At 71.8% G+C, this 25,012-nt stretch carries 25 protein-coding genes; 10 read left to right on the top strand and 15 right to left on the bottom strand.

All coding sequences use genetic code 11. From position 1 onward, the window contains the following. Positions 1-13 precede the first annotated feature (13 nt). From ACFYU9_RS31280 to ACFYU9_RS31270, 3 genes are all read left to right on the top strand, one after another. Complete coding sequence (locus ACFYU9_RS31280; protein WP_389346986.1) at positions 14-1,462, top strand: peptidoglycan D,D-transpeptidase FtsI family protein; 1,449 nt, start codon at positions 14-16, stop codon at positions 1,460-1,462. Between the two features lie 189 nt (positions 1,463-1,651). After that, a complete protein-coding gene (locus ACFYU9_RS31275; protein WP_389217014.1) occupies positions 1,652-2,041 on the top strand; it encodes a hypothetical protein in 390 nt (129 codons plus the stop codon). 130 nt (positions 2,042-2,171) lie between these two features. Continuing rightward, positions 2,172-3,413 carry an MFS transporter gene (locus ACFYU9_RS31270; RefSeq protein WP_389216696.1) on the top strand — a complete coding sequence of 414 codons (1,242 nt, stop codon included), beginning with the start codon at positions 2,172-2,174 and terminating at the stop codon, positions 3,411-3,413. Positions 3,414-3,571: 158 nt separating this feature from the next. Here ACFYU9_RS31270 and ACFYU9_RS31265 read toward each other — a convergent pair whose 3' ends face one another. Next, positions 3,572-4,510 (bottom strand): AraC family transcriptional regulator, encoded by a 939-nt coding sequence (locus ACFYU9_RS31265; RefSeq protein WP_389346984.1) that lies wholly within the window; start codon positions 4,508-4,510, stop codon positions 3,572-3,574. A gap of 90 nt (positions 4,511-4,600) precedes the next feature. On the opposite strand from ACFYU9_RS31265, the gene ACFYU9_RS31260 reads away from it, so the two are divergent. Then, on the top strand, positions 4,601-5,830 hold the full coding sequence (locus ACFYU9_RS31260) for a TerD family protein (protein ID WP_389347077.1): 1,230 nt from the start codon (positions 4,601-4,603) through the stop codon (positions 5,828-5,830). Between the two features lie 55 nt (positions 5,831-5,885). Here the strand turns inward: ACFYU9_RS31260 and ACFYU9_RS31255 are convergent, their stop codons facing one another. Further along, the gene (locus tag ACFYU9_RS31255) at positions 5,886-7,313 is read right to left on the bottom strand and encodes an alkaline phosphatase PhoX (protein ID WP_389346981.1); all 1,428 of its coding nucleotides are present in this window, start codon (positions 7,311-7,313) and stop codon (positions 5,886-5,888) included. A gap of 97 nt (positions 7,314-7,410) precedes the next feature. Between ACFYU9_RS31255 and ACFYU9_RS31250 the strand changes: the two genes are divergently transcribed. Further along, complete coding sequence (locus ACFYU9_RS31250; RefSeq protein WP_389216687.1) at positions 7,411-8,208, top strand: SDR family NAD(P)-dependent oxidoreductase; 798 nt, start codon at positions 7,411-7,413, stop codon at positions 8,206-8,208. Between the two features lie 19 nt (positions 8,209-8,227). Here the strand turns inward: ACFYU9_RS31250 and ACFYU9_RS31245 are convergent, their stop codons facing one another. Continuing rightward, complete coding sequence (locus tag ACFYU9_RS31245) at positions 8,228-9,787, bottom strand: hypothetical protein (protein ID WP_389346979.1); 1,560 nt, start codon at positions 9,785-9,787, stop codon at positions 8,228-8,230. A gap of 246 nt (positions 9,788-10,033) precedes the next feature. Here ACFYU9_RS31245 and ACFYU9_RS31240 point away from each other — a divergent pair, with 246 nt between their 5' ends. Together ACFYU9_RS31240 and ACFYU9_RS31235 are read left to right on the top strand one after the other, a co-directional pair. Then, entirely contained in the window at positions 10,034-11,896 is a 1,863-nt protein-coding gene (locus ACFYU9_RS31240) for an endonuclease/exonuclease/phosphatase family protein (protein ID WP_389216683.1), read from the top strand. A gap of 47 nt (positions 11,897-11,943) precedes the next feature. Then, positions 11,944-12,396 (top strand): GNAT family N-acetyltransferase, encoded by a 453-nt coding sequence (locus ACFYU9_RS31235; protein ID WP_389216681.1) that lies wholly within the window; start codon positions 11,944-11,946, stop codon positions 12,394-12,396. A 72-nt stretch (positions 12,397-12,468) separates the two neighbouring features. On the opposite strand, the gene dapD is transcribed toward ACFYU9_RS31235, so the two are convergent. From dapD to ACFYU9_RS31220, 3 genes are read right to left on the bottom strand one after another with little or no spacing between them, the layout of a single operon-like run. Beyond that, positions 12,469-13,452, bottom strand: a complete 984-nt coding sequence (gene dapD / locus ACFYU9_RS31230; protein WP_389216678.1) for a 2,3,4,5-tetrahydropyridine-2,6-dicarboxylate N-succinyltransferase — start codon at positions 13,450-13,452, stop codon at positions 12,469-12,471. Between the two features lie 44 nt (positions 13,453-13,496). Continuing rightward, entirely contained in the window at positions 13,497-14,093 is a 597-nt protein-coding gene (locus tag ACFYU9_RS31225) for a TetR/AcrR family transcriptional regulator (protein WP_389346977.1), read from the bottom strand. After that, positions 14,093-14,413 carry a DMT family transporter gene (locus tag ACFYU9_RS31220; protein WP_389216672.1) on the bottom strand — a complete coding sequence of 107 codons (321 nt, stop codon included), beginning with the start codon at positions 14,411-14,413 and terminating at the stop codon, positions 14,093-14,095. Before ACFYU9_RS31220 ends, ACFYU9_RS31225 begins: the two co-directional genes overlap by 1 nt. A gap of 62 nt (positions 14,414-14,475) precedes the next feature. Between ACFYU9_RS31220 and ACFYU9_RS31215 the strand changes: the two genes are divergently transcribed. Then, positions 14,476-15,540 (top strand): oxidoreductase, encoded by a 1,065-nt coding sequence (locus tag ACFYU9_RS31215; RefSeq protein ID WP_389346975.1) that lies wholly within the window; start codon positions 14,476-14,478, stop codon positions 15,538-15,540. Between the two features lie 79 nt (positions 15,541-15,619). Here the strand turns inward: ACFYU9_RS31215 and ACFYU9_RS31210 are convergent, their stop codons facing one another. The 9 genes from ACFYU9_RS31210 to ACFYU9_RS31170 form a co-directional block, all read right to left on the bottom strand. After that, positions 15,620-15,985: a metal-sulfur cluster assembly factor gene (locus tag ACFYU9_RS31210; RefSeq protein ID WP_389216666.1), complete on the bottom strand. Its 366-nt coding sequence runs from the start codon at positions 15,983-15,985 to the stop codon at positions 15,620-15,622. Then, positions 15,982-16,455 carry a Fe-S cluster assembly sulfur transfer protein SufU gene (gene sufU / locus ACFYU9_RS31205; RefSeq protein ID WP_389216663.1) on the bottom strand — a complete coding sequence of 158 codons (474 nt, stop codon included), beginning with the start codon at positions 16,453-16,455 and terminating at the stop codon, positions 15,982-15,984. Before sufU ends, ACFYU9_RS31210 begins: the two co-directional genes overlap by 4 nt. A gap of 12 nt (positions 16,456-16,467) precedes the next feature. Then, positions 16,468-17,736 (bottom strand): cysteine desulfurase, encoded by a 1,269-nt coding sequence (locus ACFYU9_RS31200; protein WP_389216660.1) that lies wholly within the window; start codon positions 17,734-17,736, stop codon positions 16,468-16,470. Next, positions 17,733-18,497: a Fe-S cluster assembly ATPase SufC gene (gene sufC, locus ACFYU9_RS31195; protein ID WP_389216657.1), complete on the bottom strand. Its 765-nt coding sequence runs from the start codon at positions 18,495-18,497 to the stop codon at positions 17,733-17,735. Before sufC ends, ACFYU9_RS31200 begins: the two co-directional genes overlap by 4 nt. 7 nt (positions 18,498-18,504) lie before the next feature. Then, on the bottom strand, positions 18,505-18,822 hold the full coding sequence (locus ACFYU9_RS31190; protein WP_389216654.1) for a bifunctional 3-phenylpropionate/cinnamic acid dioxygenase ferredoxin subunit: 318 nt from the start codon (positions 18,820-18,822) through the stop codon (positions 18,505-18,507). Continuing rightward, on the bottom strand, positions 18,822-20,003 hold the full coding sequence (sufD, locus tag ACFYU9_RS31185) for a Fe-S cluster assembly protein SufD (protein WP_389346973.1): 1,182 nt from the start codon (positions 20,001-20,003) through the stop codon (positions 18,822-18,824). Before sufD ends, ACFYU9_RS31190 begins: the two co-directional genes overlap by 1 nt. 63 nt (positions 20,004-20,066) lie before the next feature. Beyond that, positions 20,067-21,482: a Fe-S cluster assembly protein SufB gene (gene sufB, locus ACFYU9_RS31180; RefSeq protein ID WP_389216648.1), complete on the bottom strand. Its 1,416-nt coding sequence runs from the start codon at positions 21,480-21,482 to the stop codon at positions 20,067-20,069. Then, entirely contained in the window at positions 21,479-22,207 is a 729-nt protein-coding gene (locus tag ACFYU9_RS31175; protein ID WP_389216646.1) for a helix-turn-helix transcriptional regulator, read from the bottom strand. The genes sufB and ACFYU9_RS31175 overlap by 4 nt, the downstream gene beginning before the upstream one ends. 165 nt (positions 22,208-22,372) lie before the next feature. Continuing rightward, a complete protein-coding gene (locus ACFYU9_RS31170; protein ID WP_389346971.1) occupies positions 22,373-23,128 on the bottom strand; it encodes a DUF72 domain-containing protein in 756 nt (251 codons plus the stop codon). Between the two features lie 58 nt (positions 23,129-23,186). Between ACFYU9_RS31170 and ACFYU9_RS31165 the strand changes: the two genes are divergently transcribed. Both ACFYU9_RS31165 and ACFYU9_RS31160 read left to right on the top strand, forming a co-directional pair. Continuing rightward, positions 23,187-24,122, top strand: a complete 936-nt coding sequence (locus tag ACFYU9_RS31165) for an ABC transporter ATP-binding protein (protein WP_389346969.1) — start codon at positions 23,187-23,189, stop codon at positions 24,120-24,122. Further along, on the top strand, positions 24,119-24,883 hold the full coding sequence (locus ACFYU9_RS31160; protein ID WP_389216637.1) for an ABC transporter permease: 765 nt from the start codon (positions 24,119-24,121) through the stop codon (positions 24,881-24,883). The genes ACFYU9_RS31165 and ACFYU9_RS31160 overlap by 4 nt, the downstream gene beginning before the upstream one ends. Positions 24,884-25,012 lie beyond the last annotated feature (129 nt).

The raw sequence follows: 25,012 nt of genomic DNA, 5'->3' as shown, positions 1-25,012 counted from the left end.
TCCCGCATATGGGATGAACAAGACGATCAGGCGCGCCTCGGTCTTCGCGCTGCTCCTGGTGCTGGCCCTGCTCGGCTGGGCCACCTGGGTGCAGGGGTACGAAGGCAAGGCCCTCGCGAACGACAAGAAGAACCGGCGGAAGACCATCGCGCAGTACGCGCAGCCGCTGGGCAACATCGTCGTGGCCGGTTCGCCGGTCACCGGCTCGAAACGGACGGAGGGCGGCGACCTCGCGTACAAGCGCGACTACACCGACGGCAGGCTCTACGCGGCCGTCACCGGCTACAGCTCCCAGGCGTACGGGGCGACCCAGCTGGAGGGCATCTACGCCGACGTCCTCGACGGCACCGACACCCGGCTGACGAACCCGGTCGACGCGCTGACCCGCAAGCAGGCCGAGCCGGGCACGGTCGTCACGACGATCGACCCGGCCGTGCAGAAGGCCGGCTACAAGGCGCTCGGCGACAAGAAGGGCGCCGCCGTCGCCATCGACCCGAAGACCGGCCGGATCCTCGGCATGGTGTCGACCCCGTCGTACGACCCGTCGAAGATCGCCGGGCTCAAGGACGGCAAGGAGTGGCAGCGGCTGACCACGGACGAGGACAAGCCGCTGGTCAACCGGGCGCTGCGGCAGCCGCTGCCGCCGGGTTCGACGTTCAAGCTGGTCGTCGCGGCGGCGGCCCTGGAGGACGGCCTGTACGGCTCGGTGGACACGGCGACGCAGAGCCCGAACCCGTACACCCTGCCCGGCACCCGCACCGTGCTGCGCAACGAGAACGCGTCCGCGCCCTGCGAGAACGCGACGATCCGCACCGCGCTGCGCTACTCCTGCAACAATGTCTTCGCGAAGATGGCCGTCGACCTGGGCCAGGACAAGGTGAAGGCGATGGCGGAGAAGTTCGGCTTCAACGACAAGGAGCTGGACGTGCCGGTACGGGCCTACGCCAGCGGCTACCCGTCCGGCATGGACAAGGCGCAGACGGCGCTGAGCGGCATCGGCCAGTTCGACGTGACGGCGACGCCGCTGCAGATGGCCATGGTGTCGGCGGCGATCGCCCACGACGGTCTCATGGCGGCGCCCCACATGGTGTCCCAGGTCGTCGACGCCAACGGCGACGCGCTGCAGACGTACGAGGACGGCGACACCCGGCGGGTCGTGTCGTCCGGGACGGCGCAGCAGCTGCGCAGCGCGATGCGGACGGTGGTCGAGGAGGGCACCGGCACGAACGCGGCGATCTCCGGTGTGGAGGTCGGCGGCAAGACCGGCACGGCCCAGCACGGCGAGAACAACAGCAAGACGCCGTACGCCTGGTTCACCTCGTACGCGAAGGACCCGGCCACCGGCAAGGAGGTCGCCGTCGCGGTGATGATCGAGGACTCGGGCGCGGCTCGCTCGGAGGTCAGCGGCAACGGGCTCGCGGCGCCGGTGGCGCAGAAGATGATGAAGGCGGCGCTGAAGTGACGCACTGAAGTCACGTGCTGCTGAAGCGACGCGCTGAAGTCACGCGCTGAAGTGACGTAAAAGTGGGGGCCGATGAGGGATCGGCCCCCACCGCACGATATGCAGGTGTCCTGCCCATGCCTCGCGCATATGTTCGTGCTTCCCGGAGGACCCGCCGTGCGTCTGCCCCGTTCCCTGTCCGGCTGGACCATGGCCGTCTTCGGCGTCCTCGCCGCGGTCCTCGGCGTGGTGGGCCTGATCTCGCCCGACACGACGATCCGCCTCATGGGCCTCACGCCGATATCCGAGGCGAGCCGCGCGGCCGACGACCACACCCTCCTCTTCCTGACCGCCTCCTCCATGGCGGCGCTCAACATGGGCGTCTACTACGTCTTCGCCGCCCTCGCCGACTGGAAGTCCTTCTTCCGCTGGACGGTCCCCTTCCGCCTCCTCACCTGCACCGTGTTCACCCTCGCCGTCGTCACCGGCCGCGCCCCGGCCGGCTTCCTCGGCGTGGGCCTGTGGGAGGGCACGGGCGCACTGGTGACGGGTGCGGCGCTGTGGTTCGAGACGCGGCGGGCGGCACGGATCACGGCCTGAGCGTGCCCTCGCCCCACATTCGTGGACACCCCCGCCCGCTGATCGAGCGGCGGTCCTACGGAATGCCGTAGGACCGCATTAGGGCAGGTGACCGATCCGGCGCGGCCACCTCAGACGCCAGCCTGACGACATGCGTGTTCCTCTCTATCTGACCGCCGTGCTCGTGTCCGGCTTCGGCACGACCGCGATGTGGCTCGTCTCCGGGATCTGGGTCAAGTCGCTCACCGGCTCCGACAGCCTGGCCGCCCTCACCGCCTTCGCCCTGTGGGCGCCCGCACTGCTCGGGCCGCTGCTCGGCTCGCTCGTCGACCGGGTGCGCCGGCGGCCGCTGCTCGTCACCGTGAACCTGGCGATGGCGGCGCTGCTGCCCCTGCTGCTCTGGGTGGACCGGCCCGGGCGGGTGTGGCTGCTGTTCGTCGTGCTCCTGGCGTACGGGACGCAGGGCGCCGTCCATGACGCGGCGGAGGCCGCGCTCGCGGCGGGCGCGCTCGACCCGGAGCGGCTCGGGGAGCTCAACGGGCTGCGGATGACCGTCAACGAGGCGATGAAGCTGCTCGCGCCGCTCGTCGCGGCCGGGCTCTTCGCCCGCTACGGCGGCGGTCCCGTCGCCGTCCTGGACGCGGTCACCTTCGCCCTGGCGGCCGGAGTGTTCGCGCTCCTGCGGGTGCGGGAGGAGCCGCCCGCGCCGGAGCGGCGGCCCCGGGTCGCCGACGGCGTCCGGCTGCTGTGGGAGTCGCCGCTGCTGCGGCTGCTCGTCGGGGCCGGCGGCTTCACCATGCTGCTCGCGGGGCTCAACGGGGCCGCGATCTACGCGGTCGTCGACCGGGGGCTCGGCCACTCCCCGGCGTACGCGGGCGTGCTGTACGCGGTGCAGGGCGCCGGGTCCGTCGCGGCCGGGCTCACGGCGGGGCCGCTCCTGAAGCGGCTGCCGGAGCGGGCGCTCGCGGCGGCCGGGCTCGCGCTCTTCGCGCTGGGCGCTGCGGGGCGGGCGCTGCCGTACGACACGAGCGCCCTGGCCGCGAGCGTGCTCATCGGGGTGGGCCTGCCGTGGGTCCTGATCGCCGCGATGACGGCCGTTCAGCGCAACGTCCCGGCGGAGGCGGTGGGCCGGGCGGCCGGGACCGCGAACACCCTGGTCTTCGTGCCGAACGCGGTGGCCATCGCACTCGGCGCGGGCCTGCTGGCGGTGGTCGACGTACGGGTGCTGCTGCCGGTCCTCGGGGTGGCGGGGCTCGCCGGCGCGGCGCTGCTGGCCCGGGCGTGGACGCCGGGGCGCGGGGAGAAGAGCACAGGCCCGGCCGGACTATGCGGGGGAGCCGGCCGGGGCCCGGGTCGACGCGAGCTCAAAGGCACGCGGACAAGCCGACGATAGGCCGCGGTCAAGATCGCCGCGAGCCGCGAAGCGCGGCCAGTGTCCACAAAACGCGACGGATTCGATCTTCAGCTGGCCCTCAGTCGACGAAATCGGTCATGAGGAGGCGCGAAAAATGCGGATTCGGTCACTCTGCCAGCACCTCCCGTCACAGCCCGTCAGCCGCGCAGCGTCCGCGAGGGCGGCTCGCCGAACCGGGCCCGGTACTGCGCCGCGAACCGGCCCGGGTGGGTGAAGCCCCAGCGCCAGGCCACGTCGCCGACGGCCATCCCGTCCGGGTCGCCCGTCCGCAGCTCCTCGTGGACCCGCTCCAGGCGCACCTCGCGCACGAAGGCCATCGGGGACATCCCCACGTACTGGCGGAACGACTCCTGGAGCCGGCGCACGCTGACCCGGGCGAGGGCGGCCAGCTCGGTGGTGGTGAAGGGGTGCTCGGGGCGGGCCCGCACCGCCTCCATCACCCGTTTGACGGGCGCCGGCCGGGCCGGGCCCGCCGGCCGGTCGAGCTCCTCGCGCCAGGGATGGTCGGCGGCGAGCAGCAGGCCGTTGAGCAGCGCCTCCTGGAGCGGGCGGGCGACCAGTTCATGGGTGGCGAGGCCGTCGCCGGCGAGCGCCCCGGCCGCCACCTGGCGGGCGAAGGTCACCCAGCTCAGACCGGGGCCGCGGGTGATGTCGAGCCCGCCGCCGAAGCCGAGACGGCCGCCCGGCGGCCGGCCGAGCAGCGCCTCCAGGCGCTCCTCCAGGGCCTCCGCGCCGATCTTCACCGAGAGCACCCGGCAGTCCCCGCTCCACCGGTCGAGGAAGGTGTCCCCGGACGGGTCGAGCAGCACCGCCTCGTCGGCGGTCGCGACCAGCCGGCGCCCGCTGCCGCCCTGGCGCAGCTCCATGGTCCCGCTGAGCGGCGCGTTGATGTGGAACGCGCCGAGTTCACCGAAGCGCATCCGCACGTCCGCGCCGCAGCTCAGGTCGCCGATCATCAGCGGCCCGAGGCCGACGGTGTCGAAGCGCGCGGCGAACGGGCGTCCCTCGCGCGCGTCGATGACGTCCATGAAGTTCGCGTAGTAGCGCGCCTCGATCTCCTCGCGCGCCTCGTCCACGTCCACTGTCCGAAAAGAGCTCCCACCCACGAGTCGAAAGCGTAAGGGAACGGCAAAGGCATGCCGCTCGTTACCCCGGGCATGACCGCTATGACCCCCGGCTCGAACATCCCTCTCACCGCCGCTCGCGTGGCGGTGGACGTCGCCGCCCCGGTGCGGCTCGACGTCTCGGGCCTGCTGCTCGGCGCCAACGGCAAGGTGCGTTCCGACGACGACTTCATCTTCTACAACCAGCCGTCAGGCCCCGGTGTCACCTACCGCTCCGGCGGCGGCACGGCGCCCGACGCCATCCTGGTGGACACCTCCGCGGTGCCGTCCGGCGTCGAGAAGATCGTGGTGACCGCGAGCCCGGACGCCGCCGGCCAGACCTTCCAGGGCATCGAGCCCACCGCGACCCTGCGCGACGCGGACGACGGCAGCGTGCTCGCCACCTTCACCCCGCCGAGCCTCGCCACCGAGACCGCGCTCGTGGTCATGGAGATCTATCTGCGCAACGGGGCGTGGAAGGCCCGCGCGGTGGGCCAGGGGTACGCGAACGGGCTGGCCGGAATCGCCACCGACTTCGGCGTGAGCGTGGACGAGGAGCCCACGCCCGCCGCCGCCCCCGCCCCGGTCGCCCCGCCCGCCCCGGCCGCGCCGCAGGCTCCCGCCGCCCCGCCGTCGGCCCCGCCGGCCTGGCAGACCCCGCCCGCGCCGCCCGCCGCTCCCCCGGCCCCGCCGGCCGCACCGCCGGTCGGCACCGGGAAGATCAACCTGGACAAGGGCCGGGTCAGCCTGCAGAAGAACCAGACCGTGTCCCTGGTCAAGGGCGGCCGTCCGCTGCTCTCCACGGTCAAGATGGGCCTCGGCTGGGAGCCCGCCTACCGCGGCCGGGACATCGACCTGGACGCCTCCGTCATCGCGTACGGCCCGCAGCGCAACCACATCGACAGCTGCTACTTCGGCAAGCTGTCCATCCTCAACGGCGCCATCAAGCACTCCGGTGACAACCTGACCGGCGAGGGCGCGGGTGACGACGAGGTCATCGTGGTCGACCTCGGCCGGCTGCCCGCAGACACCACCGGCCTGGTCTTCACCGTCAACTCCTTCTCCGGCCAGAAGTTCACCGAGGTCGCCAAGGCGTACTGCCGGCTGCTCGACGGGACGACCGGCGAGGAGCTGGTCCGCTTCGACCTGACGACGGCGGAGCCGCAGACGGGCGTGATGATGGCCAAGCTCATCCGCCAGTTCTCCGGCGAGTGGGAGATGACGGCGATCGGCGACTTCGTGAAGTCCCGGACCGTGCGCGGCATGGTGAAGCCCGCCGCCCAGACCCTCTGAGGGGCCCGGCGGCGGGCAGGACCGCTGGGCGCGGCGGGAGCCGGCCCCGGCGGCGTCAGCGGCGGGGCTGGCGGCGCCAGGGGCCGGTGATCGCGAGCATGATGCCCGGCGTCTGGATGTTGGCGAAGAGGGTGTCGCCGTCGGGCGAGAAGGTCACGCCCGTGAACTCGCTGTCGTTGAGGTCGTTGCGGGCGATCGGGTAGGTGCGGCCGCTCTCGGTCGCGCCGAACAGGTGGTTGATGCCCTCGCCGTCCTCGGCGATGACGAGACCGCCGTACGGGGAGACGGTGATGTTGTCGGGGCCGTCGAAGGCGCCGTCCTGCTCCGGGGCGGCGTTGACGCCGAGCAGCACCTGGAGGGTGAGGGTGCGGCGCTTCGGGTCGTAGAACCAGACCTGGCCGTCGTGCGCGACGGGGCTCTCCTCGCGGGCGTACGAGGAGACGACGTACGCGCCGCCGTCGCCCCACCACATGCCCTCCAGCTTGCGGGCTCGGGTGATCTCGCCCTCGCCGAACTGCTTGCGCAGCGACGTCGTGCGGGCGTCGCGGTCCTCGACGTCGACCCAGTCCACGCCGTAGACGGTGCCGATCCTCGTCGCGCGGGAGAGGTCGTCGACGTACTGGCCGGCGGCGTCGAAGCACTTGGCCGCCTGGAGCCGGCCGGCGTCGTCGGCGAGCGCCCGGAGCCGCCCGCGGCCGTGCTCGAAGCCCTGCGGCGGCACCCAGCGGTAGAACAGCCCGTTGGGGCCGGCCGCGTCCTCGGTGAGGTAGGCGTGGCCACGCCTGGGGTCGATGACGACGGCCTCGTGGGCGTAGCGGCCGAACGCCTTGACGGGCTTCGGGTCGCGGCCCGCGCCCCGGTCGTGCGGGTCGACCTCGAAGACGTAGCCGTGGTCCTTGGTCATGCCGTTCTTGCCGGCCAGGTCCTCGGTCTCCTCGCAGGTGAGCCAGGTGCCCCAGGGGGTGCGGCCGCCCGCGCAGTTGGTGGAGGTGCCGGCGATGCCGACCCACTCGGCGACCGTGCCGTCGCGGTGCACCTCGACGACCGTGCAGCCGCCGGCCGCCGCCGGGTCGTAGACCAGGCCCTCGGTGAGCGGGACCGGGTAGGTCCACTTGGCGCGCGGGCCCTTGAGCTCGTGGTTGTTGACCAGGTACGTGGTGCCGCGCGGGCCGTCGAAGGCGGCGGTGCCGTCGTGGTTGGAGGGCGTGAACTCGCCGGACTCCAGGCGGGTGACGCCGCTGTGGGTCACCACCCGGTAGCTGAAGCCCTCGGGGAGGGCCAGGATGCCGGCGGGGTCGGCGACCAGCTCGCCGTAGCCGAGGGCGCGGCCGCGGCCCTGCTCGTCGCCCTGGGCGCTCACCTCGTGCTCGTCGGCGGCCAGCGCCTGCGGCGCGGTGGCGAGCACACCGACGGCACCGGTGAGGGCGAGGCCGGCGCCCGCCGCGGCGGACTGCTTGGCGAACTCTCTGCGGGTCTGGGACATGACGGTCTTCTCCCTGTCGTCACCTGACGGCACCTGGTGTCGCGGCACACGGTCGCGCCCCCGTATAAACGGGACTTGAACAGAAAGGCGATCCTCCATGAACCTGCCCGCGCACGGTAGGCGCGTACTGGTCAGCGGCGCGTCGCGCGGCCTGGGCCGGGCGGTGGCCCGGGCCTTCGCCGCACACGGCGACCGGGTGGCCGTCCACTACGGCTCCCGCGCCGACGAGGCCCGCGCGACCCTCGACTCGCTCGACGGCACCGGCCACACCCTGGTCTGCGGCGACCTCGCCGACCCGGCCGGGGCCGCCCGGGTCGCGGACACGGCGGCCGAGGCGCTCGGCGGCCTGGACGTCCTGGTCAACAACGCGGCCGTGAACCTGCCGCATCCTCCGGCGACGACGCCGTACGAGGAGTGGGCGGAGCTGTGGCAGCGGCACGTCTCCGTGAACCTGCTCGGCACGGCCTATCTCAGCCATCGCGCCGCGCACTGGATGATCTGGGGGTGCCCCCGTGCCCAAGGGGATGCGAGGGAGGGCACCGGCGGCCGCATCGTCAACATCGGCTCGCGAGGCGCCTTCCGCGGCGAGCCGGACCACCCGGCCTACGGCGCCACGAAGGCCGCCGTGCACGCGCTCGGCCAGTCGCTGGCCGTCGCCCTCGCCCCGCACGGCATCGCGGTGGCCTCGGTGGCACCCGGCTTCTTCGCCACGGAGAGGGTCGCCCCGCGCCTCACCGGAGCGGAGGGCGAGGCCATCCGGGCCCAGTCGCCGTTCGGCCGGGTGGCGGGCCCCGAGGAGATCGCGGCGGCGGTGCTGTGGCTGGCGTCCCCGGAGGCCGAGTGGGCCTCGGGGACGGTCCTCGACATGAACGGGGCGTCCTACCTGCGGACGTGAGCCGCTCCGGGGGCTCCGGTCAGCCCCGCGACCTCGCCTTGAACGCGGCCTTGCGGGCCTCCTTCGCCGAGGGCTTGTCGCGGTGCAGCCGGCCCATCGCGTCGAGGACGTCGGCGGTGGCCGGGTGGTCGACGCGCCAGACCTCGTCGAAGAAGCCGCCGTGACGGCCGGTCAGGCCCTCGATGAGGTCCTGGAGTTCCTCCAGGTCGCCGTCGGCGTCGAGGTGGGCGGCGATGGTGTCGACGGCCAGCCAGAAGATCATCGCCTCGGGCGGCGCCGGGATGTCCGTGGCGCCGCGCTCGGCGAGCCAGACCCGGGCGAGACCACCGAGTTCGCGGTCGTCGAGGACCTCCCGTACGGCCGGTTCGGCGTCCGGGCCGACGAGGGAGAGGGCCTGTTGGACGTGGAGCCGGCGCAGCGGGGCGCCGGCGTCGGCGCCCCGCGCGGCGGCGAGCAGCTCGCGGGCCGCGGTGGCGGCGTCACGGGCGGCGAGCCAGCCGGCGGTCTCGGCGCGGGCGGCGGCCTGCGGGTAGTGGGCGAGGCCGTCGAGGAGCACCTCGGCGCCCTTGCCGGCGAGTTCGCCGACGGCGGGGGCGGTGAGGCCGGCTTCCAGCATCCGGGCGCGGACGCCGTAGAGGCCGAGCGGCGTGAGCCGGACCATGCCGTAGCGGCTGACGTCCTCGTCGTCGAAGGGGGCGGCGGACTCCGCGCCCTGCTCGCCCTCCTCGACCATCAGGGCCTCGTCGACGGGCTGGTACTCGACGAGCCCGATCGGCTCCAGGATCCGGAACTGCTCGTCGAGCCGCATCATCGCGTCCGAGACCTGCTCCAGGACGTCGTCGGTGGGCTCGCTCATGTCGTCGGGGACGACCATCGAGGCGGCGAGCGCGGGCAGCGGCACCGGGCCCTCGCCGGCCCCGCCCTCGGAGACGGTCAGCAGGTAGAGGTTGCCGAGGACGCCCTCCAGGAACTCGGCCTCGCCCTCCGGGTCCCAGTCGAGGGCCTCGAAGTCGATCTCGCCGTCGGGGCCGACGAGCGCGTCGAGGTCGTCGATGTAGGGCGCGGCGGCGTCGGAGAAGACGGCCTCGAAGCCGTCGAGCCAGACGGCGAGGACGTCCTGCGGCGAACCGGCGGTGAGCAGGCCGAGGTTCTCGCCGACGGTGACGGTGCCGGCCTCCTCGCCGCCGTCGCCCCCCGGGCCCTCGTGGCCCGCGCCCTCGGCGCCCCCGGCATCCTCCGCGCTGTCCGCCTCATCGGCGTCGTCTGCGTCGTCTGCGTCGTCTGCGTCGTCTGCGTCGTCGGGATCGTGGATCTCGACGAGGCCGGTGTCGACGGCGACCCGCCACGCCTCGCTCGCGTACGCCTCGCCGTCCTCGTCGCCGGCCAGGCCGAGGGCCTCGGCGGCGGCGGGCAGTTGCTCCTCGACGAGCTCGCCGCCGGCGCCGACCCGGGTCTCGGGGCCGGCCCAGCGGGCGAGCCGCACGGCACGGGTGAGGAGGGGGGCGGCCAGGGCGTCCCGCGCCAGCTCCGCGTCCGAGGGCAGCCGAACGGGGGGAAGGGTCGGGTGGTCCGGTGCCATGTCGGGTGTTCTCCTCGGCGGCTGGGGGCACCTCCCGTGCCGTGGAGGCGACGGGGGCGGGCGGGGACGGGACGGTCGCGCGTCGACGCGGCCTTCAGCGTAGACGCATTCGGGGGGCGGTCCGCCGGTTCACCGGGGCGTCAGCCTTCGTACACCCGTCGACCCTTGACAAGTGTGCGTCTGTGCAACGAAATTGACGCGCGTAGATCTTTCGATCGTTCGTCCAAATCCTCCCGGAGTACCTTGATGTCTTCCTCCATACCGAGATCCGCCGCCGTCGCCGCCGTCGTCTCCGCCGCCCTCGCCGCCGGTCTGCTCGGTGGGACGGCCGCCTCCGCCGACGAGGCGGTGACCGCCGCCGCCGCGCCCGGCGCGGCCACCCCCGCCCGGATCCACGACATCCAGGGCACCACCCGCACCTCGCCGCTGGCCGGCAGGCAGGTGACCGGCGTGACCGGCATCGTCACGGGCGTGCGCACCTACGGCTCGCGTGGATTCTGGATCCAGGATCCGAACGCCGACGACAACCCGGCCACCAGCGAGGGCATCTTCGTCTTCACCAGCTCGGTCCCGACCGTCGCCGTCGGCGACGCGGTGAGCGTGGCCGGCACGGTGACCGAGTACGTGCCCGGCGGCCTGAACTCCGGCAACCAGTCGCTGACCCAGATCTCCAAGCCGGTCGTCACCGTCGCCTCCAAGGGCAACGCGGTCCCGGCCCCGGTCGAGATCTGGTCCGGCTCCGTCCCCGAGGAGTACGCCCCGGCGGGCGACCCGGCGGCCGGCGGCTCGGTCAACGGACTGACGCTCGACCCGGAGAAGTACGCCCTGGACTACTACGAGTCCCTGGAGGGCATGAACGTCAGCATCGGCTCCTCGCGCGTGGTCGGCGCCACCGACCCGTACTCCGAGCTGTGGGTGACGGTGAAGCCGTTCGAGAACGACAACGAGCGCGGCGGCACGGTCTACGGCTCGTACGACTCGCAGAACACCGGCCGGCTGCAGATCCAGCAGCTCGCGCCGATCTCCCAGCAGCCCTTCCCGAAGGCCAACGTCGGCGACTGGCTGACCGGCACCACCGAGGGCCCGCTGGACTTCAACCAGTTCGGCGGCTACACCCTGGTGGCCCGCACGCTGGGCGAGCGCGTGGACCTCGGCCTGGAGCGCGAGGTGACGGAGCGCCAGCACAAGAACGAGCTCGCGGTCGCCACGTACAACGTCGAGAACCTCGACCCGACGGACCCGCAGGAGAAGTTCGACGCGCTCGCCAAGGCGGTCGTCGAGAACCTCGCCTCGCCCGACATCGTCGCCCTGGAGGAGATCCAGGACGACAACGGCGCCAAGAACGACGGCACGGTCACGGCCGGCGAGACGCTGAAGAAGTTCACGGCGGCCATCGAGGCGGCCGGCGGCCCGGCGTACCAGTGGCGCTCGATCGACCCGCAGAACGGCAAGGACGGCGGCGAGCCCGGCGGCAACATCCGTCAGGTCTTCCTCTTCAACCCCGCGCGCGTGTCCTTCGTGGACCGTCCGGGCGGCGACGCCACCACCCCGGTCGGCGTCACCGGCGAGAAGGGCGACGCCCACCTCACCGTCTCCCCCGGCCGCATCGATCCGGCGAACACCGCCTGGGAGAACAGCCGCAAGCCGCTGGCCGGCGAGTTCCGCTTCCGCGGCCGCACGGTGATCGTGGTCGCGAACCACCTCACCTCGAAGGGCGGCGACGAGTCGATCGTCTCCCAGCACCAGCCGCCGAACCGTTCCTCCGACGCCAAGCGACTGCTCCAGGCGCAGGCCGTCAACGCCTTCGTGAAGGACATCGAGGCCGTCGACAAGCAGGCGAACGTGCTCGTGGTCGGCGACATGAACGACTTCGAGTTCTCCGGCACCACGCAGGCGATGACCGACGGCGGCGCGCTCTACCCGGCCATGCTGTCGCTGCCGGAGAGCGAGCGCTACTCGTACGTCTACCAGGGCAACAGCCAGGTCCTCGACCAGATCCTGACCAGCCCCGGCGTGCACCACTTCGAGTACGACTCGGTGCACATCAACGCGGAGTTCGCGGACCAGAACAGCGACCACGACCCGCAGGTGCTGCGCTTCCGCCCGTGAGGTGACGACGGGACGGCCCGTGGGCACGGGTGTGCGAGACTGCGGCCGTGATCCTGCGTCCCGCCACCCGTGCCGACCTGCCCGCCGTCCTCGCGCTCCTCGCCGACGAGGAGCGGGTGGTGGACCCGGCCTCGGTGACCGTGACGCCCGCCTACGAGAGGGCGTTCGCGGACATCGAGGCCGACGCGCGCAACGAGATGCTGGTGCTGGTGGACGACCGTGACGGGGAGCTCGTCGTGGGCTGTCTCCAGGCCACGTACATCCCCGGCCTCGGCAAGGGCGGCGCCGAGCGGGCCCTGATCGAGGCCGTGCGCGTCCGGGCCGACCGCCGCGGCGGCGGGCTCGGCCGCGAGCTGATGCGCCGGGCGGTCGCCAGGGCCGCGGCCCGTGGCTGCGGGCTCGTCCAGCTGACCAGCAACAAGTCCCGCACCGAGGCGCACCGCTTCTACGGCTCGCTGGGCTTCGCCCGCAGCCACGACGGCTTCAAGCTCACGCTGTGACGGCCCGCCGCCCCGGCGGTGCGTGACGGGGGCGACGGGCCGTCCGACAGAGCCGGGCTCGGTTGCCGGGGCTCAGTTGTGGCTGTGCAGGATCTCGTTGAGGCCGCCCCAGACCGCGTTGTTCGGGCGGGCCTCGACGGCGCCGGTGACCGAGTTGCGGCGGAAGAGGATGTTCGAGGCGCCGGAGAGGTCGCGGGCCTTGACGATCTCGCCGTCGGGCATGGTGACCCGGGTGCCGGCGGTGACGTACAGGCCGGCCTCGACGACGCACTCGTCGCCGAGCGCGATGCCGACGCCCGCCTCGGCGCCGATCAGGCAGCGCTCGCCGATGGAGATGATGACGTTGCCGCCGCCGGACAGCGTGCCCATGGTGGAGGCGCCGCCGCCGATGTCGGAGCCGTCGCCGACGACGACGCCGGCGGAGATGCGGCCCTCGACCATGGAGGTGCCGAGGGTGCCGGCGTTGAAGTTGACGAAGCCCTCGTGCATGACGGTGGTGCCGGCCGCGAGGTGGGCGCCGAGGCGGACGCGGTCGGCGTCGGCGATGCGGACGCCGGCGGGCGCGACGTAGTCGGTCATGCGGGGGAACTTGTCGATCGAGGTGACCTGGAGGTGCAGGCCCTCGGCGCGGGCGTTGAGCCGCACCTTCTCGATGTCGTCGACGGCGACCGGGCCGAGCGAGGTCCAGGCGACGTTGGCGAGCAGGCCGAAGACGCCGTCCAGGCTCTGGCCGTGCGGCTTGACCAGCCGGTGGCTGAGCAGGTGGAGGCGCAGGTAGGCGTCGTGCGCGTCGAGCGGCTTGTCGTCCAGCGAGGCGATGACGGTGCGGACGGCGACCACCTCGACACCGCGGCGGGCGTCCACGCCGAGGGCCTTGGCGGCGCCCTCGCCGAGGGCGTTCACGGCCGCGTCGGCGTCGAGCCGCTCGGTGCCGGCCGGGCCGGGCGCGTCGGTCAGCTCGGGGGCGGGGAACCAGGTGTCGAGAACGGTGCCGTCACCGGCGATGGTGGCGAGGCCGGCGGCGACGGCGCCGGTGGTGCGAGGAGCAGTGGTCATGACGGAAAACCTAACGGTCGGGGCCGGGCGCGGGCCAACCGGTCTCAGGAGGCGGTCGGCGCTTTGGGCGGTTTCACCGAGTGTCCGGCCCGCCCTTTCGGGTCTTCGTTCAGGATCCGGGCCAGCATCTCCCGGGCGTAGTCCTCGTCGTACGGAGCGCCGGTGAGCAGCACCTGGAGGCTGATGCCGTCCATGAGGGCGACCAGGGCGCGGGCGGTGGCGGGCCCGGTGCGCGGGGCGAGGGCGGAGACGACCTCCTCGGCCCATTCGGCGGCGACGGGGCGCAGCGCGGGGCGGCGCAGGGCGGCGAGGTAGAGCTCGTACTCCAGCTCCACGCCGGTGCGCTCGGCGGCCAGCCACTGCCCCATGAGCGCGGCCAGGCCGGCGGCCAGATCGGGCGCGGCGATCTCGGGGCCCTGCCGGAGGCGGGCGCCGAAGGTGCCGTTGACCCGGTGGAGCGCCGCGACGAGGAGTTCGTCGAGGGAGGCGAAGTGGTACGTGGTGGAGCCGAGCGGCACGTCGGCCTCGGCGGCGACGGTGCGGTGGCTGAGGCCCGCGAGGCCGGCCCGGCCGACCACCCGCAGGGCGGCGTCGACGATCCGCTCGCGCCGGTCGGGGTCGTGGCGGCGGGGGCGGGCCATCAGTGGGCGCCGCCGAGGTTGAGGGCGACGACGCCGGCGATGATCAGCACGATGCCGGCGATCTTGGCGGCGCCCAGGCTCTCGCCGAGGAAGAGGAAGCCGATGGCGGCGACGACCGCGGTGCCGACGCCGGACCAGATCGCGTAGGCGGTGCCGATCTGGAGGGTCTTGAGCGCCCGGGAGAGGAGCACGAAGGAGACGAGATAGCCGGCGCCGGTGAAGAGGGAGGGCCAGAGCCTGCTGAAGCCCTCGCTGTACTTCATCGAGGTGGTGGCGAATATCTCGGCCGCTATGGCGCCCGCGAGCAGTCCGTATCCCATGTGTACGAGTGTACGCATGCATGTGTACGCCCGTACGCAACCCCGGCCGATACGGTGTGCCCATGACATACCCTCCAGGACCGTACGGCTACGGCTATCCGCCTCCGCCGCCTCCGCCGCAGCCCGGCGTCATACCCCTGGCCCCGCTGGGCCTCGGCCAGCTCCTGACCGGCGCCTTCACCACGTACGGCCGCTACTGGAAGCCGCTGATCGGCGTCGCGGTGGCGGCGTACGGAGCCGAGGCGGTCCTGACCGGAGGCGGCTTCCTGATCGCCTACCAGGCGGTCAAGGACGACCTGGACCGGCTGACCCACATGACGCCGCACACCACCGACTTCGCCGACTTCCAGCCCCTGGTCCTCGCCTTCGGCGGCGTCTGGTTCGTCGCCCTGCTCGGCCTGGTCGTCACCGCCGGCCTGGTCGGCGCCGCCGCCCCGGCCGTGGTCCAGGAAGCGGTGCTGGGCCGGCCCGTCGGCTTCGTCACGATCTGGCGCCGCGCCTGGTCCCGGCTCGGCTCGGTGATCGGCGCGGTCCTGCTCTCGGCCCTGGCGTCGGTCGTCCCGATGGTGCTCTTCCTGGCCGGTTTCGCCCTGGTGATGGTCGGCATGATCACCGGCATCAACGCCTCCGGGTCCGACGCCGCGGCGTCGACGGGCCTGGCCGTGGCGGGCGGCGTGCTCCTGCTCGTCGCCGTGCTGACCCTCCCGCTCTGGCTGTGGCTCTACGTGAAGTTCAGCCTGGCCCCGGCCGTCGCCGTCATCGAGAACCAGGGCCCGGTGGCCTCGCTCCGCCGCTCCGCCGCCCTGGTCCGCGGCGACTGGTGGCGGGTCTTCGGCTACGGCCTCGTGGCCGCCCTGATCGTGGGCTTCATCAGCATGCTGCTGCAGCAGATCGTCTCGATGGGCAGCACGGTCTCGATGTCGTCCCTGTACGGCTCCGACGGGACCGCGACGCCCGGCGAGATCATCTCCGCCATGTTCGGCTCGATGATGATCCTGGGCTTCGTCCAGATGCTCCTGCAGGCCGTGTTCGCCCCGTTCCTGCCGCTGGTCAACGCGCTGCTCTACGTCGACCAGCGCCTCCGCAAGGAGAACCTGGGCCCGATCCTGGCCCAGCAGGCGGTCTGAGCGCTCCGGACGGCCGAGAGGGCCGCACCCGGTCGGGTGCGGCCCTCTCGTACGACGTGTGACGTGTGACGTGCGACCGTCAGACGTTGAAGCCCAGCGCGCGCAGCTGCTCGCGCCCGTCGTCCGTGATCTTGTCCGGGCCCCACGGGGGCATCCAGACCCAGTTGATCTTCAACTCGTTGACGATGCCGTCGGTCGCGGCCTTCGCCTGGTCCTCGATCACGTCGGTCAGCGGACAGGCCGCCGACGTCAGGGTCATGTCCAGCGTCGCGACGTTGGAGTCGTCGACGTGGATGCCGTAGATCAGGCCCAGGTTGACCACGTCGATGCCCAGCTCGGGGTCGACGACGTCGTACAGCGCCTCGCGGATCTCCGCCTCGCTCGCGGGCTTCATGGATACGGCCTCGGAGGCCGGCTTCACGATGGCCTCGGTGTTCTCGGTCATGCCGACTTCCTCACAGACTTCTGGTCGTCCCCGCCCAGGGCCTGGGCGGTCGCGTCCTTCCACGCCATCCAGCTGAGCAGCGCACACTTCACCCGGGCCGGGTACTTGGAGACGCCGGCGAACGCGACCGCGTCCTCCAGGATCTCCTCCATGGCGTCGTCCGGCTCGATCTGGCCCTTGGACTGCATCAGCTCCAGGAAGGTGCCCTGGATCTTCTGCGCCTCGCCCAGCTCCTTGCCGACGAGCAGCTCGTTGAGCACGGAGGCCGAGGCCTGGCTGATGGAACAGCCCTGGCCCTCGTACGAGACGTCCTCGATGCGCTCGCCGTCGTACTTCACCCGGAGCGTGATCTCGTCGCCGCAGGTCGGGTTGACGTGGTGCACCTCGGCGTCGCCGGGCCGCAAGCCCCGCCCGTGCGGATGCTTGTAGTGGTCCAGGATGACGTCCTGGTACATCGAATCCAGCTTCACAGGTCAGCCGCCCTATCCGAAGAAGTTACGGACGTGCTCCAGGCCCGCGACCAGGGCGTCGACCTCGGCCGGGGTGGAGTACAGATAGAACGACGCCCGGGTGGTCGCCGGAATTCCGTACCGCAGGCAGACCGGGCGCGCGCAGTGGTGGCCAACGCGGACGGCGATGCCCTCCTCGTCGAGGACCTGGCCCACGTCGTGCGGGTGGATGTCGCCGAGCGTGAAGGAGATCGCCGCGCCGCGGTCCTCGGCCGTGGTCGGGCCGATGATCCGCAGGTCAGGCACCTCCTGGAGGCGCTTGACGGCGTACTCGGTGATCGCGTGCTCGTGGCGCGCGATGTTCTCCATGCCGATCGCCGACAGGTAGTCCACGGCCGCGCCGAGGCCGACGGCCTGGGCGATCGGGGGCGTACCCGCCTCGAACTTGTGCGGGGCCGGCGCGTAGGTGGAGGAGTGCATCGAGACGGTCTCGATCATCTCGCCGCCACCGAGGAACGGCGGCAGGTCCTCCAGGAGCTCCTGCCGTCCCCACAGCACGCCGATGCCGGTCGGGCCGCACATCTTGTGGCCGGTGAAGGCCACGAAGTCGGCCTGCAGCGCCTGCACGTCGAGCACCATGTGCGGGGCGGCCTGCGAGGCGTCGATGCAGACGAGGGCGCCGACCTCCTGGGCACGCCGGATGATCGTCTCGACCGGGTTGATCGTGCCCAGCAGGTTCGAGACCAGCGTGAAGGAGACGATCTTGGTCTTCTCGGTGATGACCTCTTCGATGTTCGACAGGTCGAGACGACCGTCGTCCGTGAGGCCGAACCACTTCAGCTTCGCGCCGGTGCGCTGCGCGAGCAGCTGCCACGGCACGATGTTGGAGTGGTGCTCCATCTCCGTGATGGCGATCTCGGTCTCGTGGTCCACGCGGTAGGGCTCGTCGGCCCAGCCCAGCATGTTGGCCACGAGGTTGAGCGACTCGGAGGCGTTCTTGGTGAAGATCACCTCGTCGCGGCTCGGCGCGTTGATGAAGGCGGCGACCTTGTCGCGGGCGCCCTCGTACAGCGCGGTGGCCTCCTCGGCGACCGTGTAGACGCCGCGGTGCACGTTCGCGTTGTGCCGCTCGTAGTACGCGTTGAGCGCGTCGAGGACCTGGCGCGGCTTCTGCGAGGTCGCCGCCGAGTCCAGGTACACGATCTTCTTGCCGTCGTGGACCAGGCGATCCAGAAGCGGGAAGTCCTTGCGGATCGCCTCGGTGTCGAGGAGGCCGGTCAGCCCCTGATGGGCGGAAGTCACGCGGATGCGCCACCCTTCACGTACTTGTCGTAGCCCTCGTTCTCCAGCTGGTCGGCGAGCTCGGCGCCGCCGGACTCGACGATGCGGCCGTTCGCGAACACGTGCACGAAGTCGGGCTTGATGTAGCGCAGGATGCGCGTGTAGTGCGTGATCAGCAGGGTGCCGACCTCGCCGGTCTCGCGGACGCGGTTGACGCCCTCGGAGACGATGCGAAGGGCGTCGACGTCGAGGCCGGAGTCGGTCTCGTCGAGGATCGCGATCTTCGGCTTGAGCAGCTCCAGCTGGAGGATCTCGTGGCGCTTCTTCTCACCGCCGGAGAAGCCCTCGTTGACGTTGCGCTCGGCGAAGGCCGGGTTCATCTGGAGCTTCTCCATGGCCTCCTTGACCTCCTTCACCCACAGCCGCAGCTTCGGGGCCTCGCCGCGGACGGCGGTGGCGGAGGTGCGCAGGAAGTTGGAGACCGAGACACCGGGGACCTCGACCGGGTACTGCATGGCCAGGAAGACGCCGGCGCGGGCGCGCTCGTCGACCGACATCTCCAGGACGTCCTCGCCGTCGAGGGTGACGGTGCCGCCGGTGATCGTGTACTTCGGGTGGCCGGCCAGCGAGTACGCCAGGGTCGACTTGCCGGAGCCGTTGGGGCCCATGATGGCGTGGGTCTCGCCCTGCTTCACGGTCAGGTCGACGCCCTTGAGGATCTCCCGGGGGCCGTTCTCGGCCTCGACGGAGACGTGCAGGTCGCGGATTTCAAGCGTTGCCATGGGTGACTCAGGACTCCTGGGTGACGGAGACGAGCACATCGTCCCCTTCGATCTTTACGGGGTATACGGGGACGGGGCGCGTCGCGGGGAGGCCGGACGGCTTGCCGGTGCGCAGGTCGAACGCGGAGCCGTGCAGCCAGCACTCGATCTGGCAGTCCTCGACCTCGCCCTCGGAGAGGGAGACGTTCGCGTGCGAGCAGATGTCGTGGATCGCGTACACCTCGCCCTCGGTGCGGACGAGGGACACCGGCGTGCCGTCGAGTTCCACCCGCTTGGGGGTGTCCTCGTCCAGCTCGCTCAGCGCACAGGCGCGGACGAAGGCCATCAGACGGACGCCTCCAGCTCGGCCTCGATCTTGGCGATCAGGCGCTCCTCGACGTCCGCGATGCCGATCTGCTGGACCAGCTCGGCGAAGAAGCCGCGGACGACCAGGCGGCGGGCCTCGGTCTCCGGGATGCCGCGGGCCATCAGGTAGAAGAGCTGCTCGTCGTCGAAGCGGCCGGTGGCGGAGGCGTGGCCGGCGCCGGCGATCTCGCCGGTCTCGATCTCGAGGTTCGGCACGGAGTCGACCCGGGCACCGTCGGTGAGGACGAGGTTCCGGTTGAGCTCGTAGGTGTCGGTGCCCTCGGCCTTGGCCTGGATGAGGACGTCACCGATCCACACCGCGTGGGCGTCCTGACCCTGCAGCGCGCCCTTGTACGCCACGTTGGAGCGGCAGTGCGGGGTGTTGTGGTCGACCAGGAGGCGGTGCTCCTGGTGCTGGCCGGCGTCGGTGAAGTACAGGCCGAAGAGCTCGGCGTCGCCGCCGGGGCCGGCGTACTCGACGCGCGGGTGGAGGCGGACCACGTCGCCGCCGAAGGTCACGACGACCGACTTGAAGGTGGCGTCGCGACCGACCAGGGCGTTGTGCTGGGCGACGTGGACGGCCTTCTCGTCCCAGTCCTGGACGGAGACGACGGTGAGCTTGGCCCCATCGCCGAGCACGTAGTCCAGGTTGGCGGCGAGCACGCCGTCGCCGGTGTGGTCGATGACGACGACGGCCTCGGCGAAGGCGCCGAGCTCGATCACCTGGTGGCCGAAGGCGACCCCGCCCTGGCCGTGCACGGAGATCCGGATCGGCTCGGTGAGCACGGCCTCCTTGGCGACGGTGACGACGGACGCCTTCTCGAAGGAGGTGTACGCCTGGGCGGCGACGCGGTCGACCGGCTTGCCGGCCTTGCCGAGGCGCGAGTCGTCGCGGCCCACGGTCTCCACGATGACGCCCTCGGGGGCCTCGATCTCGACGCGGACGCCCTCGCCCGTGGCGACGGCGGTGCCGTCGTGCAGGCCGCGCAGGCGCTCCAGCGGAGTGAAGCGCCACTCCTCCTCGCGGCCGTGCGGGACGGGGAAGTCCGCGACGTCGAAGGACGGCGGGGCGCTCATGCGCGTGGCGACGGTGGACTCGGCGGCCACCGCGATCGAGCCGGCGGTGGTGGAGCCCGCCGGGATGTTCTGGGCGTCAGCCATGGCTGTCGTGTTGCTCTCTTCCTGCGTAAGAAATCGGTCGCTGCGTGCGGGTGGGGCGGGGCTCTAGCCGACCGCGCCTTCCATCTGCAGCTCGATCAGCCGGTTCAGCTCCAGCGCGTACTCCATCGGCAGCTCCTTGGCGATCGGCTCGACGAAGCCGCGCACGATCATCGCCATGGCCTCCTGCTCGGTCAGGCCGCGCTGCATCAGGTAGAAGAGCTGGTCCTCGGAGACCTTGGAGACGGTGGCCTCGTGGCCCATCGTCACGTCGTCCTCGCGGACGTCCACGTAGGGGTACGTGTCGGAGCGGGAGATCGTGTCGACGAGCAGCGCGTCACAGAGGACGTTCGACTTGGCGCCGGGGGCGCCCTCGCCGATCTCGATCAGGCCACGGTAGGAGGTGCGGCCGCCGCCGCGCGCCACCGACTTCGAGACGATGCTCGACGAGGTGTTCGGGGCCATGTGGACCATCTTGGCGCCGGCGTCCTGGTGCTGGCCCTCGCCCGCGAAGGCGATGGACAGGGTCTCGCCCTTGGCGTGCTCGCCCATCAGGTAGACGGCCGGGTACTTCATGGTGACCTTGGAGCCGATGTTGCCGTCGACCCACTCCATGGTGGCGCCCTCGTAGGCGACGGCGCGCTTGGTCACCAGGTTGTAGACGTTGTTCGACCAGTTCTGGATGGTCGTGTAGCGGCAGCGGCCGCCCTTCTTGACGATGATCTCGACCACGGCGCTGTGCAGCGAGTCCGAGGAGTAGATCGGGGCGGTGCAGCCCTCGACGTAGTGGACGTAGGCGTCCTCGTCGACGATGATCAGCGTCCGCTCGAACTGGCCCATGTTCTCCGTGTTGATACGGAAGTAGGCCTGGAGCGGGATCTCGACGTGCACGCCCTTCGGCACGTAGATGAACGAGCCGCCGGACCACACGGCCGTGTTCAGGGAGGCGAACTTGTTGTCGCCGACCGGGATGACGGTGCCGAAGTACTCCTTGAAGAGCTCCTCGTGCTCCTTCAGCGCGGTGTCGGTGTCGACGAAGATGACGCCCTGCTCCTCCAGGTCCTCACGGATCTGGTGGTAGACGACCTCGGACTCGTACTGGGCGGCGACGCCGGCGACGAGGCGCTGCTTCTCCGCCTCCGGGATGCCGAGCTTGTCGTACGTGTTCTTGATGTCCTCCGGCAGGTCCTCCCAGGACTCGGCCTGCTTCTCGGTGGACCGCACGAAGTACTTGATGTTGTCGAAGTCGATGCCCGACAGGTCGGAGCCCCAGGTCGGCATGGGCTTCTTGTCGAACAGCCGCAGACCCTTGAGGCGCAGCTTCAGCATCCACTCGGGCTCGTTCTTCTTCGACGAGATGTCGCGGACGACGTCCTCGGAGAGACCGCGCTTGGCGGTGGAGCCTGCCGCGTCCGAGTCGGCCCAGCCGTACTCGTACCGACCCAGGCCCTCGAGCTCGGGGTGGCTGATCTCGGTGGTCATGCGGGGTTCCTCCCGGCCGTGCTTGCAGATGCTGTGGATGGAGTGGTCTGTGGGGCGCCGTGCGGGATGAACGTCGTGCAGACGCCGTCACCATGCGCGATGGTGGCCAGGCGCTGGACGTGGGTCCCGAGGAGGCGGGAGAAGATCTCCGTCTCCGCCTCGCACAGCTGCGGGTACTGCTCGGCGACGTGGGCGACCGGGCAGTGGTGCTGGCAGAGCTGCTCGCCGACCGGCGCGTGACGCGCGGTGGCAGCGTACCCGTCGGCACTCAGCGCCTTGGCCAGTGCCTCGGTGCGCTGGTCCGGATCGGCGGACTCGACGGCCGCGCGGTACGTCTCGGCCTGGGCCTCGATCCGGTCGCGGGCGAAGGCGGCGACGGCCGCCTCTCCCCCGGCGTTGCGCTCGATCCAGCGCAGCGCCTCGACGGCCAGCTTGTCGTACGACTGGTCGAAGGCGTCGCGGCCGCAGTCGGTGAGCGAGAAGACCTTGGCGGGGCGGCCGCGGGTGCGGGTCCCGTAGACCCGCTTCTCGCGCGCCTCCACCACGTTGTCGCCCACCAGGGAGTCGAGGTGGCGGCGGACGGCGGCCTGGGTGAGGCCGAGCCGCTGGGCCAGATCGGCGACGGTCGAGGGGCCGTGGTCCAGGATGGAGCGCGCGACCCGGTTGCGGGTGGACCGCTCACCGGTCGCGAGTTCCTCCGTGGGAGCCTCACCGACGTTTTTCACAACGCCATTGTTGCGTAATTAATCACGGGCTGACAAGCGAGGTGCCCCGAGGCGGCGGTGCGGTGCGTCACGCAGGTAAGGCTTACCTGACCTGCGGAAACGATCATTCGTAGGACGAATCACGACCGGGTGACCAGCGGTTTCCGGCCGCTCACCCTCCGCCGGTCACCCCTCGGGGACCCGTACCGACCGCCCCGACGACTCCACGACGTGGACGAAGGATTCCGCGTTGCGGACAGCCGCCCCGCCCACGTCGTTGTTGAAGAACACGAACACGTCCGCCCCGTCCCGCCAGCTCCCCGCGATCCGCTCCGCCCAGCTCACCAGCGCCCGCCGCCCGTACGAAGGGAAGGGCCGGGCCCGGCCCTCGTGCAGCCGCAGATAGCCGAAGCCCGCGGTCCGCCACAGCGGGGCCACCGGCCGGCCGCCCCGGTCCGCCCAGCACAGCGCGGCGCCGTGGCGCGAAAGCACCTCCTCGGTCCCGTCCGTCCACCACGACTCGTGGCGCGGCTCGACCGCCACCCGCACCCCCTCCGGGAAGCGGGTCAAAGCCGCGTCGAGAAGACCGGTGTCCACCCGCAGGTTCGGCGGCAGCTGGAGCAGCACCGGCCCGAGCCGGTCACCCAGCGCCTCCGCGCGGCCCATCAGCCGCGCCACCGGCTCCGCCGGACCCTTCAGCCGTTTGATGTGCGTCAGATAACGGCTGGCCTTCACCGCCATCACGAAGCCCTCGGGCGTCCGCTCCCGCCACTCGGCGAAGGTCGCGCGCTCGGGCAGCCGGTAGAAGGCGTTGTTGTTCTCCACGGCCGCGAAGCTCCGCGCGTACTCCTCCAGCCAGAGCCGCTGGGGCACGCCCTCGGGATAGAGCACGCCCCGCCAGTCGCGGTACTGCCACCCGGAGGTGCCGACGAAAACCGTCATACCCGTCCTGTACCCCGCGGGGTCCCCCCCGTACGGAGCAGTCCTTAGACTTCCCGGCATGCGAAACGAGTCCGTCGAGCCCGCGGTCCGGGTACGGGGCCTGGTCAAGCGGTACGGCACCAAGACCGCCGTCGACGGCCTCGACCTCGACGTCCGCGCGGGCACCGTCACCGCCGTCCTCGGCCCCAACGGCGCCGGCAAGACCACCACCATCGAGACCTGCGAGGGCTACCGCAGGCCGGACGCCGGCACCGTCCGCGTCCTCGGCCTCGACCCGGTCGCCGACGCCGCCGCGCTGCGCCCCCGGATCGGCGTGATGCTCCAGTCGGGCGGCATCTACTCCGGTGCCCGCGCCGACGAGATGCTGCGCCACATGGCCCGGCTGCACGCCCACCCGCTGGACGTCGACGCGCTCGTCGAGCGCCTCGGCCTCGGCTCCTGCGGCCGCACCACCTACCGCCGGCTCTCCGGCGGCCAGCAGCAGCGCCTCTCGCTCGCCATGGCCGTCGTCGGCCGCCCCGAGCTGGTCTTCCTCGACGAGCCGACCGCCGGCCTCGACCCGCAGGCCCGCCACGCCACCTGGGACCTGGTCCGCGAACTGCGCGCCGACGGCGTCACCGTCGTGCTCACCACGCACTTCATGAACGAGGCCGAGGAGCTGGCCGACGACGTCGCCATCGTCGACGGCGGCCGGGTCGCCGCCCAGGGCAGCCCCGAGGAGCTGTGCCGCGGCGGCGCCGAGAACACCCTGCGCTTCACCGGCCGCCCCGGCCTCGACCTCGACTCGCTGCTCAAGGCGCTCCCCGACGGCACCGCGGCCGCCGAGACCACCCCGGGCGCCTACCGCCTCACCGGCACGGTCGACCCCCAGCTGCTCGCCACCGTCACCAGCTGGTGCGCGCAGCACGGCGTGATGCCCGACCGCCTCTCGGTCGAGCGCCACACCCTCGAAGACGTCTTTCTTGAGCTGACCGGCAAGGAGCTGCGCGGATGAGCACGGGTACGTACGCGCCGAAGCCGGGCGCCGCGCCGGTCGGGCGGATGATCGGCGCGCAGACCGCCCTGGAGACCAGGATGCTGCTGCGCAACGGCGAGCAGCTGCTCCTCACGGTGATCATCCCCTCCCTCCTGCTCGTGCTCTTCTCGACGGTGGACATCGTCGACACGGGCGCGGGCAAGGCCGTCGACTTCCTCGCCCCGGGCGTCCTCGCGCTCGCCGTGATGTCCACCGCCTTCACCGGGCAGGCCATCGCCACCGGCTTCGAGCGCCGCTACGGGGTGCTCAAGCGGCTCGGCGCCTCGCCGCTGCCCCGCTGGGCGCTGATGACCGCGAAGACGCTGGCCGTCCTCGTCACCGAGGTGCTCCAGGTGGTGCTCCTGACGGTGATCGCGCTCGCCCTCGGCTGGTCGCCGCACGGCAACCCCTTCTCCGTCCTGGTCCTGCTCGTCCTCGGCACCGCCGCCTTCTCCGGGCTCGGCCTGCTGATGGCCGGCACGCTGAAGGCGGAGGCGACGCTGGCCGCCGCGAACCTGGTCTTCCTGCTGCTCCTGGTGGGCGGCGGGGTGATGGTGCCGCTGGAGAAGTTCGGCGCCGCCGGTGACGTACTCGCGTTCCTGCCGATCTCCGCGCTCTCCGACGGGCTCCGTGACGTCCTCCAGCACGGCGCCGCGATGCCGTGGGGCGACGCGGCGATCCTGGCGGTGTGGGCGGTGCTCGGGCTCGGCGCGGCGGCGAGGTTCTTCCGGTGGGAGTAGGGGGTGTCTTGTCGGTCGGGCCGGATCAGGGAGCGGCGTCTGGTGCCGTGCATCGCAAGGCGGAGGAGGGAGCCATGGCGGAGCCGTGGCGACCGACGACAACGCGGCGAGGCGCGGTGCCAGACGCCG

The sequence above is a fragment of the Streptomyces sp. NPDC004327 genome, from assembly GCF_042873935.1.
Lineage (GTDB): Bacteria > Actinomycetota > Actinomycetes > Streptomycetales > Streptomycetaceae > Streptomyces.
The sequence above is the reverse complement of the archived record's forward strand: the minus strand, read 5'-3'. Positions and strand labels throughout refer to the sequence as shown.